This is a genomic window from Orenia metallireducens, from assembly GCF_003001995.1.
Taxonomy (GTDB): domain Bacteria; phylum Bacillota; class Halanaerobiia; order Halobacteroidales; family Halobacteroidaceae; genus Orenia; species Orenia metallireducens_B.
On sequence record NZ_PVNB01000002.1, the window covers coordinates 173,384 to 186,199 of the forward strand.

Genomic DNA, 12,816 nt, shown 5'->3' on the forward strand with positions numbered 1-12,816 from the left:
AAGAGTTTATTCTACGGTATTTTAAGTAAAATATTCTATTTTGGCCTGAGGAAATAACTCTTTTATATTATCCTCCATAAAAGTCTTTAGCTCTTCAGCTTCATCAGCTGGATAAACATATTTACCAAATCCTTTGTGCTGGTATCGCTCTTTATCTAAAGTTAATTTAGTGTTAGGAAATCTAGCTTCTATTAAATTCTTAGACTTGGTTGTAAAGCGATGCATAATCAATTCAAAGCTCAACTCTTCATCTTCAGGTGAGCTTAACTCCTTATGAAGATTAAGTAGCATATCCTTATAACCTTCTTTCCAGCCCTCATAAAGCATTAAAGGAGCGACAATAAACCCTAATGGGTAGCCTGCTTGTTGTATTTTATTAGCAGCTACTATCCGTTCTTTTAAACTAGCAGTTAAGTGTTCAAAACTATCGATAACATAATTAGAGTTGATACTAAAGCGGAATTTAGTATGATTATTATGGTCTAAATCTAATAACTTGTCGACAAAAGCAAATTTACTTACTACCCTAAGTCGCCCCTTCTCTTCTTTAGCAAAAAAATCGATCATCTGCTGCAAACTACCTGTCAAATGCTCAACAGCTAGAGGATCAGAAGAACTACTAGCTTCAAAAGTAACAATCTCTCCCTCTCCCTTTTTAATGTGCTTTTTAACCGCTTCTAAGATCTCATCAATATTTACATAGACTCTAAGATAAGAGGCAGAGCCTAAACTTTTAGCCAGATAACAATACTCACATTTAGCTGGACAACTTGTATTAGTAACGAGCCGATAATCTGCAGAGGGTTGGCATGATTGAAACCTTAATGTCTTCTTAACACCGACCACCAAGGTCTCTTTAGTCCAATTAAATAAAGCAGTTGGGCTCATCTCTTCTTTAGGATTGAGGCGATTGTGAGATTCTATATACTCTACTGGAATTCCTTGACTCTTAAATTTATCATCTAATTCTTGGGCTAAACTGTATTTTAATGCTCCCTCTTCAATAAATACACGTTTTGGCTTAAATAGTTTCATATAATTTTGCCTCCATTATTGTGATAGGTTATATATACTGTTTGGACGACTCAACCTTAACTTAAATTCCCTTTACATCTTCAGTTTAAAACCAAAATATCTTCTGATCTCATTTTTAGATAGTCCTTCACCTAACAATAACATCAAAGCCAGCCGTGCTTTTGTGCTATTAAGATTACCTGCAAAGATAATATCCATCTTTGCAATATTTGCTCCACCTATTGAAGCACCATAGAGGTTATAGACTCTACCTTCTAAGCAACGAGAAGTCACTACTATAGGTATCTCCTCTTCTTTTGCTCTGATCAGCCCTGAGCTTATATTCTTAGGAAGTGTTCCTAAGCCAAAACCCTCTAAGATTAATCCTTTATATCCATAATCTAAGGCCGCTTGAATCAACTTATCATCACTGCCAATAGATAATTTAATAATCTCTATACGCTCCTCTAATTTTTCAGGTCTAATGGTAATCTGCTTAGTTAAATCATAAAAATAGTTGACACCACAATGGTCAATATAACCAATAGGACCTGTATTGACAGATGAAAAGGCTGTTAATTTATTGGTATGAAGCTTAGATACAAATCTAGCTGCATGAATTTGATTGTTCAAAACTACTAGCACACCTTTGTTCTTACTGTGAGGCTCAATAATAGTTTGTAGAGACTGGACTAGATTAGCTTCTCCATCAGAGCTAAGCTGATTAAAGCTTCTTAATGCTCCAGTAATTACAACAGGTTTTGTCGTATCTAAGAGTAGATCCAGTAGATATGCTGTCTCTTCTAAAGTATCAGTACCATGGGTGATCAATACTCCACTAATCTCTTCCTCTGCCAAAGACCCTTCCACTAATTTAGCCAAATCCCAAATCATCTGAGGTGTTAGCTGGGAGCTATCTAGGTTGGTATATTGGATTAAATCTAACTTAGCCATATTTTTTAATTGAGGAACATGACTTAACAGCTCTTCTCCAGATAATTTAGGAACTATCTGATGAGTAGACTTATCCTCTCCCATAGCAATAGTGCCACCAGTGGTAATGACCTTAATTTTCTTCACCGTTTCCCTCCCTTTTATCAGTGACTAGCAATTAGCTCTTTGTAGTAATAAATTAATCTAATCATGCTGTTGGTAGTCACCACTTAACAAATCTATCCTTAGTATTAGATTATGTATTTTAATATTTCAAAATACATTCTTTCTACTTTTATTTTAATTCCTAAAGATAACAAGTGAATATATAGCTTCTATCCCAAAATTATCAACTTCTAAGTTGTAGCTTGATTAATAACTATTATACTGAGAGATTGAATTGAGATCTTGTGTTCTAAAAATAAAACAATTGATAGATAATGCGACACTTTGTTTATTAGGTAGACAGGTGGGTAGGTGGTTAGGAACTGTCTAACTACCTAAATTTCTAACTCCTAACCACCAAAGAAAAAGTATCGCAATATCCCCATTACTCGTCACTACTCACTATGATTTAACAAGGAGGAATTACGATGTGCCCTTTTTTATTGATAGCCAATAGTAACCTGTTTCCAAGTGCCAAAACTTTTACAGAATTTGAAAGATTTAAAGATAAGCTGATAGAAGCTAGTGAATGTATTAGTGGAGAGTGCCATTGGTATTATGAAGCTAGTGGAGAATGTAAACTAAATCAATTGACTAGACTAGAGGATATTTATACTGCTTTGATGAGAAACTAAAACTTGTTCAAAAAATATAAGAAAGGGCATTTATGCCCTTTCTTATATTTGATATAAATTTAGTTTGATATAAACTTGGAGTTGAATCTCAATTCTTCTTAATTGAAAATGATTTTCGATATCGTTATTATATCCTATAAAGATATCCTTGTCAACTATATAAGCATATTTTTTCAAATTTTAAAGATTATTAGCTATATTATCTAATTCGCTTCTTTACCTCTGTTACAAAATCATATCTCGGTCCTATACTAAGCCCCTCAAAGACCTCCCAGGCCTTCTCTTTAGAATATCTAGTAGCAATTACCAATAGCAACAGAGCAAATAGGATCATGCTTGGTGCCCAATAGGGTTCTTCTCTTGTATATACTAAATCAATACACTTTTTGATAGACTGTGAATACTCTTTAAGTAAATCACCAAGCTCCTTTATATTATTTACACCTATATAGTGAAACTCCCTAGGTAGACTCTTTAGCCAATAACTATCCTTATCAGGCTTTAAACCTTTTCCAAACCAGTCTGTAAAAAAGACCTTTAAATCCTCCATAACTTGATTTGAATTAATAAACTTCTGTAGTGATACCTTGTTTATACTGGTAGCTTCTGGTGTATATTTAATCTCTCTTTCAACCTTGCTTCCATAACTATCTAAATCATCCCTTAAACGCACAAATTCATCATCACCTAATTCAAGCAGAGCTGCTAGCTTGGCAAAACGCCTCTTGATAGCATCAGGTATACCTTCCTCATTTTTATAACCCAAATCATGTTCAATCTCTGCCCAAGCATGCTGTAAAATAGACCTGATCTGTATTTCAAAAAAGAGCCCTCTAAATTTAGAATAACCCTCTAAATCAACTCTTGATAAATTAAGCCTTCCTACCTTATGTAAGGAACTATAGCCAAATTCAGCATAATCCCATTCCTTTCTCTTATCTATTGAGTTTTTTTGATCGATTTCAAACTCCTTTTCAATCAGTTCTGCTACTTTATCTACATCATCTGCAAAATATGTAATGATACGCACTCCAGATAAGTCTTTGATATCCTTTAACTTCTGATAGACCTTATTTGGTCTGCTAATCTTTTCAGCCAGACTCTCTATCCCTTTAGTTCGCGAGGTAACAGAGTGAATACAGACTTCATCATCAGCTAATATCTTTTTAATCAAGTTTTTTAAACTTGTAGTAAAATCATTATATAATCCTTGCTCTCTTTTAAACTCCTCTAAAATTAGCTCCTTATTAGACATCACAATAGCCCCTTTAATTGATTAAAGGAGTTATGAAATTTCATAACTCCTAATTATCTAATCACTTTATTCAAATAATCCTGTATAGCTACTCTCTAAAAGCTGTGTTAATAACTTAATACTATTATCTACATCATTGATATCAACCATCTCTGATGGAGAATGGACATAGCGGCAAGGGATAGATAAAGCACCAGAAGGTATACCCTCCCTTGTTAAATGAATTGCCCCTGCATCGGTTCCACCAGACACTAAAACCTCTAATTGATAAGGAATATTATTCTCTTCAGCAATATCGATCATCAAATTCTTAACCTGAGGATGAACCAGCACTGAGCTATCCTTGATCTTAATAGCTGGACCTTTACCTAGACCAACCTCCATTCTTCTGGCTTCTGGCATATCACCTGTCAAGGTAACATCTACTGCAATCCCTAAATCAGGATTGATCCCAAAAGAAGAGGTCTTAGCTCCTCTTAAACCTACCTCCTCTTGTACAGTGAAGACAAAATAGGTATCATAAGTAGGAATACTCTCTAAGCGATTCAAAGTCTCCAATAAGACTACACATCCAATTCTATCATCCATCGCCTTAGAGACTAATTTATCACCTAAATCATCCATCTGACGATAATAGCTAGCTGTATCACCAACCTTAACCTTAGCTGCTGCTTCTTCTTTATTAGTAGCGCCAATATCAGCATACAGCTTTTCATGCTTTAATTTACTGATATCATCTAACTTCCCTTCTTTATCGATAACTCCAATTGTCTCACCATTGAATAGAACTCTAGCTCCCAATAACATATAAGGAGATAGTCCACCAACATTGGAAAAACGGATAAACCCATCATCATCAATATGGGTAGCAATTAATCCAATTTCATCCATATGGGCTGCTAGCATTACTCTCTTACTAGAATCCTTTCCTTTCTTTAAGGCGATTAAATTGCCCAAACTATCAGTTCGTAGCTCATCAACTTTGTCCTCAATTTTAGCTTTAATGATCTCTCTAATTCTATCTTCATGCCCTGATGGGCCATAGGCTTCTACCAACTCTTTAATCAACTCTTTCATTTAAAAAACCCCCTTTTTCAATATCATGGCAGAATTCATCTGCTAAATCTATCATAGCTTGATAATCCTTTAAATTCATAACAGCTGCTGGTGAGTGGATATAACGGCATGGTACGGAGATAACCGCTGTTGGAATCCCCTCTTGGGTCAGATAAATCTTACCACCATCAGTCCCTGCTTTAGTAAATTTTCTAAGCTGATAGTTAATTTGATTATCCTCTGCAACCTTAATCAATCTATCCAATAAAGGTTTATAGGTAATCATCGCACCATCTCTAAAGGTTAGTGCAGGTCCATCTCCTAACTTAGTGACATGACCTTCCTCTTTGATATCAGGTACATCAGCTGCTGTAGTTCCTTCAAGAACTAATGCTAAATCTGGCTCTATATCATAAGCTGCAACAGTAGCCCCGCGAGCACCAACCTCCTCTTGTACAGTAAAAACACCATAGACAGGGAAGTCATAATCCTTCTTCATTAGCTCTACCAAAGCTGCACAGCCTACCCTATCATCAAAGGCCTTCCCTTTAACAGTATCCTCTCCTAACTGCTCATATTTACTATCAAAGCTGGCCATAGTACCCAACTCTACTAATTTCTCACTCTCTTTTTTATCCTTAGTACCTATATCTATGTAAAGCTGTTTATAATCTAAAGGCTTCTTTCTCTCATTGGGTTTCTGTAAATGAATTGCTTTAGCGCCAATTACTCCAGGAATTTTATCCTCACCAACCAAGACCCTCTTTGATACCAAAACCCTCTTATCTATCCCGCCAACAGGCTTAAAGCTTAAGAGTCCATCATCGGTAATGTCAGTAATCATCAGTCCAATCTCATCCATATGGGCTGTAATCATCAATCTAGGGCTTGATTGCTTTCCTTTCTTATAAGCAATCAGGTTACCTAAAGCATCAGTTCTTAATTCATCAACATAATTGACTAACTCTTCTCTGATTATATTTCTGACCTCATCCTCTTTACTTGAAACACCTATCGCTTCACTTAATCTCTTTAAAAGCATCTTAACCCCTCCACAAACTCATCATTTATTTCTACAATAAAATGGGCTAATAATCTAGCTCCCCGCTTAATATCATCTAAGCTGGCTGTCTCTACAGAAGTATGCATATACCTTAGTGGGATAGAGAGTAATGCCGTTGGAATTCCAGCACGGGTAACTTGGATAGCATAAGCATCAGTTCCTCCTGGACGATTTGATGGTTCCACTTGATAGGGTATATCCAGCTCCTTAGCTATCTCTGTTAACTTTTTAAATATCTTTGGATGGACATGGGGACCAAAGCCAATAGCAGGACCTTTACCCAACTCAGCTGCATCCTCTTTACTGACACCAGGCATAGTAGCATGGCAGACATCTATAGCTATCCCTATATCAGGAACAATTCCATAAGTACTAGTGATAGCCCCTCTGACTCCAACCTCTTCTTGCACAGTAGCTACCCCATAAACATCTATTTGGTGCTTTAACTTATTTAAATTCTTTAGTGTTTCTAAGATCATCAATACCCCTGCTCTATCATCAAGGGCTTTTCCTGTTATTCTATCATTCTTTAATTCACAGAACTCTCTTTTAATAGAGATAATGTCACCTACTCTAATTTGAGACTTTACCTGCTCTTCATTAAGTCCTAAATCTATGTACATATCCTCCATCTTATAGGCCTTGGTGACCTCTTCAGCACTTTGGATGTGAGGTGCTTTGGCTCCAATCACCCCTTGTAAGCTCTCTTTGCCATGGACTAATACCTCTTGTCCAACTAAGGTTCTTTGGTCAACACCACCTACAGGGGTAAAGCGTAAAAAGCCACCTTCTTCTATCTTGGTGACCATTAACCCAATCTCATCCATATGGGCTGCTAGCATAATTTTTAACTGAGAAAAATTACCCTTGCCTCTTTTACAAGAGATTAAATTTCCCAAGGCATCATATTCAATTTCATCAGTATATTGCTCAAAGGCTGTGGCTACTTGCTTAGATATTTTCTTTTCATAGCCAGATACACCTACTGCGTTAGATAACTCTGCTACAAATCTCTTTCCTTCCATCTTACGTCCCTCCTCTATTAGATTAATCTCTTTAAATTCATTTGAGTAAAGTTGAGGATAAAGTTAAAATTATCCTTAATTATTATTTCGTATAGAATAGCAAATGTCAATACAATGAGTTTATTTTATTTGATAATTATTTATTATTTTATTCAATCTTCTAGCAGTTTTATTTGTAATAGCTTAAAAAACTATTATCTATAGATAAACAATTCTAGAACGGAATTTAAATATTCTACTAATTTAATACATTTAACTTCTTAACCAAAAACTTAAAAGATAACTTTCAGCAACTAATCTCCCGCGCCCTGAGGGGAATTATACCGAAGAAGTACTCTTGGGGTGAATCTACGCCAATGAGACCAAATAATTTGAAATATTAATTAATTATTTACTCTTTAATTTGTAAAATTCGTGTTAATTCGTTGCTAATCTTTAGTTTTTGAACTTTAGTCTTTTATTTTACTTTGGACTTGGACATCCATAGCTTGTCTTAGCTTTTAAAAAAAGATATAGCAAAATGATATTAAGACACCTTTGTTTTGGTAGTTAGATGGTTAGGCTTAACCTAGCTAGCCAACCATCTTTCCACCTAACCCTCAAATTATCGTAATATATCACTTGAATTATTAATTTAAAGATATTCTCTAATCAACTCAGCAGCTCTATCTAAACCCGGACCTCCAATTATTAATAAGAGGTCATTTCTCTTAGTTTTGCCCAAAGCCAATTCGATTGCTTCTTGTAACCTAGCAGTATTCTTAATATTAATACCCTTATTCCTGATAATCTCAGTAAAGACTGCCTCTTCCTCTAATAATACTTTATTCTTGTAAATTACCTCTTCTTCAGCTCTAGTAGTAATAAGATCTGCTAAATTCAATCTTTTAGCCCACTTACCAATAAGCTGAGCATTTAAGCGATTGGCCTGAAGTCCTCGTCTTCCTTTTAAAAAGTGGACCATAATTAAATCATTATAATCAAAGCTTTTAATAGTTTGAAAGTTGGCCGTTAAGCTTGCTGGATTATGAGCAAAATCATCGATAATAGTAAAATCTTGATCATAAATCACTTCCATTCTTCTTCTAATTCCAGTAAAGGACTCTAAAGCTGCTTTGACCTTTAATAATGGGAATCCTAAGATTAAGGCTGTAGTAAAAGCAGCTAAAATATTATATATATTATGATAACCTAATAATGGTGTCCTTAATCTAAGAACTGTAGGATGAACCATCTTTCCAAGATTACTAATAATATCACGATTAATACTAATTTTAAATTCCAAACCATTTTGATTCATTTTTATATCTTCAGCTTTAATATCTCCATGCTTATTATAGATACTATAGGTATATATCTTTGCTTCTGTAATCTTTACTAACCTGTTAGTATACTTGTCATCTAAATTAAACACGGCAGCCTTATCCTCAGCTAAATATCTAAATAACCGCTCTTTACTTTGATAATAGTCCTCTAAACTCTTATGAAACTCCATATGGTCATAAGATAGATTGGTAAAGACACCTACATCATAATCTACACCCCAAACCCGATCCAACTTCAAGCCATGGGAAGATACCTCCATGGTCAAATAGTCTGTCTTACTCTTTCTCATCTTAGTAAAGAATTTATTTAAGGTGATAATGTCTGGAGTAGTACATTTGGTAGGGTCATAAAGGTACTCTGTTCCAATCTTATTATATAGTGTCCCAATTAAGCCACTACTACCGACTATATCAGTTATAATATGATCTATCATAGAGCTTGTAGTCGTCTTGCCTGTAGTACCAGTTACCCCAATTATCCTTAGTTTGTGACTAGGGTTATCATATACTCTATTGACCAGCTCTGCTAATACCTTCCTACTATTCTTGACTCTGATATAGGTGAAATCTTTGTTATTTTCAATCTTATCTTCACCAATGATAGCAATAGCACCCTGACTTATAGCTTCATTAATATATTGGTGACCATCTACATTAAACCCTTTAATAGCTACAAATAATGAGTTAGCTTTGACATTTTTAGAATTATCTGTTACATGGTCTATCTCCCAATTTTGAAAGTTATCAATTTCTATTATATCCAAACCTCTAATCAATTCATCTAATAACAGTTCATTTAAATCTACCAAGGGATTTGAAAACACTTTATCCCCCCTTTTATAAGCTTTTAAAAAACAAATTCAGATATAAATTTTCTGAAGTTACTATAACTATATGTACTAATTAAGGTGATTATTAAGACAAGAGCTATATCCAGACTGATAAAATTAATTATACTTTATATTATATATAATACTTTTAAATTTTTAAAATGATAGAATCATCTACTAATTATGGAATTAAATCAAATACATATTTATGATAGCTTTAACAGATTATAAAAATATATTAAAGATTGGGGGATAAAATAATGAATCGCAATGATAAAAAACAAACTTCAATTGTAATCTTAATAGTACTAGTCACCTTGATTCTTAGTTTTATCATCTCAATACCAGACAAAAATAACCTCTCTAAATCTAAAAAAGAATTAGGAACTGATGAGCCATTCTTTCTTAAGGTAGTAAGACCAGAAGTATCATTAGAAGGATTAAATATAGGAGGACTAAATGTTAATCAGATCAATCAGCTTTTACACAAATTGTCCCCCAAAAAGAGTATAGAACCTCAAAATGCCTTTATCTTCAGGGATAAAATCTTTGATAGTAAATTAGGCAGATCAATAGATACTAAAAAAACTATGCAAAATATTCTCTCTGCTAAAACAGAAGATAAGATAAGTTGCTCCTATACTACTATAGCCCCTACTATCAGTAAAGAAATGCTTAAGAGTAAAGGTATCTTTTATTTTACAAAAATAGATAAATCAAAATCAAAAGGTAGAATATTAGGGCACTATACCACTTATCTTGCAAATAATTCGCTAAACCGAAGGAATAATATTAGGATAGCTCTTGAAGATATAAATTATTATGAACTTAAACCCAAAGAAGAGTTCTCATTTAATCAGATTATCGGACTACCTAGTCAAGAGAAAGGATATAAAAAAGCACCTATTATCGACTCTGGTAAATTCATCCCTAAAGTCGGTGGAGGTATCTGTCAAGTTTCTACAACTCTTTATAACGCCACTTTAGAAGCAAAGCTTAAAATTACAGAAAGGCATCGCCATAGCAAAGTTCTTTCCTATATAAAAGCAGGCCAAGATGCTACAGTAGTTCCACAACAAAAAGACTTTAAATTTGTTAATAATACAGAAAATCCCCTTATCATCTTAACAGATATTATAGATAGGTATGTAGCTATTTATATCCTAGAAGAGATAAGGGATTAAAAGATTATTAAGATAAAGATAATTATAATTATAAATAATGTTATGAAGAATAAAAGCATAAAGGTTCCTTGGTCTATAGCCGCTCCTTCTTTATTCTTTATACTCTTTTCTTCTGCCTGTGGTGTTGATATTTTAATCTGAGGACTGACCGATAGATTCCCATAGATATTGGGACCAAATTTAATTAAAACCCAATATCTCTCTGTAGCTTGATTGAACTCTCTATCTTCAATTGTTGCCTTAATCATCCCTGTTGTATCTTTTAATAAACTTGCTAAATATCTGCCCATCTCACTATTGTCACTAATTTTGACTAAAATTTCATCCCCATTAAGCAACTCTTCAACTCTTTTTCCACTACTAGGAGAAATAACAGGCTGACAAGTCAGATTTATATCTAAGCCTAACTTCTTCTCTTCTCCTTCTTGTTTTGCAGAATGATTATCATCATTTTGAGCTTGTTCTTCTTTAAAGAAGAGATCAGGATAATAGGTTTTTAATTTAACCTTAGTTAAAGTTTTAGCAAATAGCTTTAAATTTATCTCCTCTTTAAGAAACTCCTCTAATTTTTCTTTAAAAATCATTTTAAATTTAGAGAGATCATCTGCTTTTAATAGTGTAAATAGTTCGTATATCTCAGCAGCAGTAAATAGCCTCTCAAACTTTAAATGGGACTCCTTAGAATTAAGACTTTTTTTACTTTTAACATTGACATCAGTTAAAGTCTTAGTAAAGACCATATGGTCTATGTTAAGACTTATATTCTCCACATCCTCTTTGGAGGTTGTTACCAGATCAGAGCTTAATATCTCTCCATCCCTTCCATCACTTACGATACTGAATAAGAGATAGGTCTTGTTATAAGCACCATAGCCGACTCTACCATGAATAATCATATAACTTTGGCTGACATAATCGACCATCTGTAATGCCTTATCTAAATCACCTTCAGCTAACTTTAAAGCCTGTTTAGCCTCATCTTGATTTATTTCTGCAGTCTGTTGTATTACTCCAATTTTTTGGTCCATGGTCTTCACCCTTTATTAAATGAACTTAGCTAGACTAATTTCATAGAATCTAATGATTATTATCGTACTCTATATAGTCTTTTAATATTTGAATTCTTTTTAAGTTGATTGTACCCTTTAATGAAATATTATATCCTAATTAAAGATAATTATAGAGAATGATTCCTAGAATAATTATAACGATGATAATTGAAAATATAGTTAAATTATTTTTATTAATCTTTCCCTTATCGATTTCTTTATTATTACTAATTTCAGAGTCTACAGTACTTATCTTAACTTCAGGCTCTACAATTAAATTACCATAGATATTAGGACCAAACTGTACCACAACTGAATAACGCCTTAGATTTTCATTGAAGGACATTTTACTTATAACACCTGTAGCTGTTCCTGAGGAGTCTTTGAGTAATTTATTGAGATATTGACCAATCTCTTTGTGGTCAGTAATCTTAACTTTGAGTTTATCACCTATATTTAGCTCACTTATCCGTTTACCCTTAGTAGCTGAAATAATAGGTACACAGCTTAAATTGATATCTAAACTACCTTTTGTCAGCTTCCCTTCCCTCTTAGATCCCTTCTCTTCTATCTCTTCTACAGGAGCTTCTTCAAAAAATTCAGGAAAGAGATTTCTTAATTTTGCTTTTGTTATTAATTCTAGGTAAATTTCTAAATCAAAAGCACCTTCAAGGACATTCATCATCTTCTCTTTAATAAAATCATGTAACTGTTCTATCTGATCTTCTTTACTCATTTTGAATATCTTAAAGATAAGTGTTGGATTAAATATTTCTTCTATCTTCTTCTTAATTTGATATTCAAAATTAAAATTTTCTGACTGCTTTATCTTCTGCAAAGCTTTCATAAAGACCTGAGGATCTACCTTTAACTCTATATTAGAAATTAATTCTCTATCATTAATAGCAACATCACTATTAACAAATTCTCCTTCTTTTCCATTCCAAACAACTCCAATCAGTCCATAATTTTTATTATGGTTACTAGCACCTGAAGTGAATTTGATCTGAAGTAGAATATAATCTCTAGCTACATAATCACCCATGTATAATGCTTTTTCTAAATCATCCTCAGCTAATTTTAGAGCCGTTTCAGCTTCTTCTTGATTAACCTCTAAGGTCTGCTGTATAATCTTAATCTTCTCGTCCATAAAGACCTCCTAATAACTTATTAAATTAATCTTTTGCACTCTAAATTTAATAAAACAAAAATTTCCCTATAAATTCAATTTATTTTATATAAAATAATTCTATGGATTTTACTTTAATACCTTTATTTAATT

General features: G+C 33.4%; 11 protein-coding genes. 2 read left to right on the forward strand and 9 right to left on the reverse strand.

All coding sequences use genetic code 11. The annotated features are described in order from the left end of the window. Positions 1-21: 21 nt before the first annotated feature. On the reverse strand, positions 22-1,035 hold the full coding sequence (gene splB, locus BX659_RS02375) for a spore photoproduct lyase (protein ID WP_097016225.1): 1,014 nt from the start codon (positions 1,033-1,035) through the stop codon (positions 22-24). A 72-nt stretch (positions 1,036-1,107) separates the two neighbouring features. After that, positions 1,108-2,094: an asparaginase gene (locus tag BX659_RS02380; RefSeq protein ID WP_097016226.1), complete on the reverse strand. Its 987-nt coding sequence runs from the start codon at positions 2,092-2,094 to the stop codon at positions 1,108-1,110. A gap of 446 nt (positions 2,095-2,540) precedes the next feature. Here BX659_RS02380 and BX659_RS02385 point away from each other — a divergent pair, with 446 nt between their 5' ends. After that, positions 2,541-2,747 carry a hypothetical protein gene (locus BX659_RS02385; protein ID WP_097016227.1) on the forward strand — a complete coding sequence of 69 codons (207 nt, stop codon included), beginning with the start codon at positions 2,541-2,543 and terminating at the stop codon, positions 2,745-2,747. Between the two features lie 199 nt (positions 2,748-2,946). On the opposite strand, the gene BX659_RS02390 is transcribed toward BX659_RS02385, so the two are convergent. The 5 genes from BX659_RS02390 to BX659_RS02410 form a co-directional block, all read right to left on the reverse strand. Beyond that, positions 2,947-4,002, reverse strand: a complete 1,056-nt coding sequence (locus tag BX659_RS02390; protein ID WP_097016228.1) for a GTP pyrophosphokinase — start codon at positions 4,000-4,002, stop codon at positions 2,947-2,949. Positions 4,003-4,068: 66 nt separating this feature from the next. Further along, the gene (locus BX659_RS02395; protein ID WP_097016229.1) at positions 4,069-5,079 is read right to left on the reverse strand and encodes a M42 family metallopeptidase; all 1,011 of its coding nucleotides are present in this window, start codon (positions 5,077-5,079) and stop codon (positions 4,069-4,071) included. After that, a complete protein-coding gene (locus tag BX659_RS02400; protein WP_097016230.1) occupies positions 5,063-6,100 on the reverse strand; it encodes a M42 family metallopeptidase in 1,038 nt (345 codons plus the stop codon). The genes BX659_RS02395 and BX659_RS02400 overlap by 17 nt, the downstream gene beginning before the upstream one ends. Continuing rightward, positions 6,091-7,146: a M42 family metallopeptidase gene (locus BX659_RS02405; protein WP_097016231.1), complete on the reverse strand. Its 1,056-nt coding sequence runs from the start codon at positions 7,144-7,146 to the stop codon at positions 6,091-6,093. The genes BX659_RS02400 and BX659_RS02405 overlap by 10 nt, the downstream gene beginning before the upstream one ends. Positions 7,147-7,780: 634 nt before the next feature. Next, positions 7,781-9,295, reverse strand: a complete 1,515-nt coding sequence (locus tag BX659_RS02410) for a Mur ligase family protein (protein WP_097016232.1) — start codon at positions 9,293-9,295, stop codon at positions 7,781-7,783. Between the two features lie 266 nt (positions 9,296-9,561). On the opposite strand from BX659_RS02410, the gene BX659_RS02415 reads away from it, so the two are divergent. After that, entirely contained in the window at positions 9,562-10,485 is a 924-nt protein-coding gene (locus tag BX659_RS02415; RefSeq protein ID WP_097016233.1) for a VanW family protein, read from the forward strand. Here the strand turns inward: BX659_RS02415 and BX659_RS02420 are convergent. Next, positions 10,482-11,513, reverse strand: a complete 1,032-nt coding sequence (locus tag BX659_RS02420) for a hypothetical protein (protein WP_097016234.1) — start codon at positions 11,511-11,513, stop codon at positions 10,482-10,484. The two genes, BX659_RS02415 and BX659_RS02420, sit on opposite strands and share 4 nt — an antisense overlap. Before the next feature lie 139 nt (positions 11,514-11,652). Then, the gene (locus tag BX659_RS02425; protein WP_097016235.1) at positions 11,653-12,684 is read right to left on the reverse strand and encodes a hypothetical protein; all 1,032 of its coding nucleotides are present in this window, start codon (positions 12,682-12,684) and stop codon (positions 11,653-11,655) included. Positions 12,685-12,816 lie beyond the last annotated feature (132 nt).

Coding starts and splice junctions, on each gene's coding strand:
- splB (WP_097016225.1), bottom strand. CDS start 1,035: ATGAAACTATTTAAGCCAAAACGTGTATTTATTGAAGAGGGAGCATTA.
- BX659_RS02385 (WP_097016227.1), top strand. CDS start 2,541: ATGTGCCCTTTTTTATTGATAGCCAATAGTAACCTGTTTCCAAGTGCC.
- BX659_RS02390 (WP_097016228.1), bottom strand. CDS start 4,002: ATGTCTAATAAGGAGCTAATTTTAGAGGAGTTTAAAAGAGAGCAAGGA.
- BX659_RS02395 (WP_097016229.1), bottom strand. CDS start 5,079: ATGAAAGAGTTGATTAAAGAGTTGGTAGAAGCCTATGGCCCATCAGGG.
- BX659_RS02400 (WP_097016230.1), bottom strand. CDS start 6,100: ATGCTTTTAAAGAGATTAAGTGAAGCGATAGGTGTTTCAAGTAAAGAG.
- BX659_RS02405 (WP_097016231.1), bottom strand. CDS start 7,146: ATGGAAGGAAAGAGATTTGTAGCAGAGTTATCTAACGCAGTAGGTGTA.
- BX659_RS02415 (WP_097016233.1), top strand. CDS start 9,562: ATGAATCGCAATGATAAAAAACAAACTTCAATTGTAATCTTAATAGTA.
- BX659_RS02420 (WP_097016234.1), bottom strand. CDS start 11,513: ATGGACCAAAAAATTGGAGTAATACAACAGACTGCAGAAATAAATCAA.
- BX659_RS02425 (WP_097016235.1), bottom strand. CDS start 12,684: ATGGACGAGAAGATTAAGATTATACAGCAGACCTTAGAGGTTAATCAA.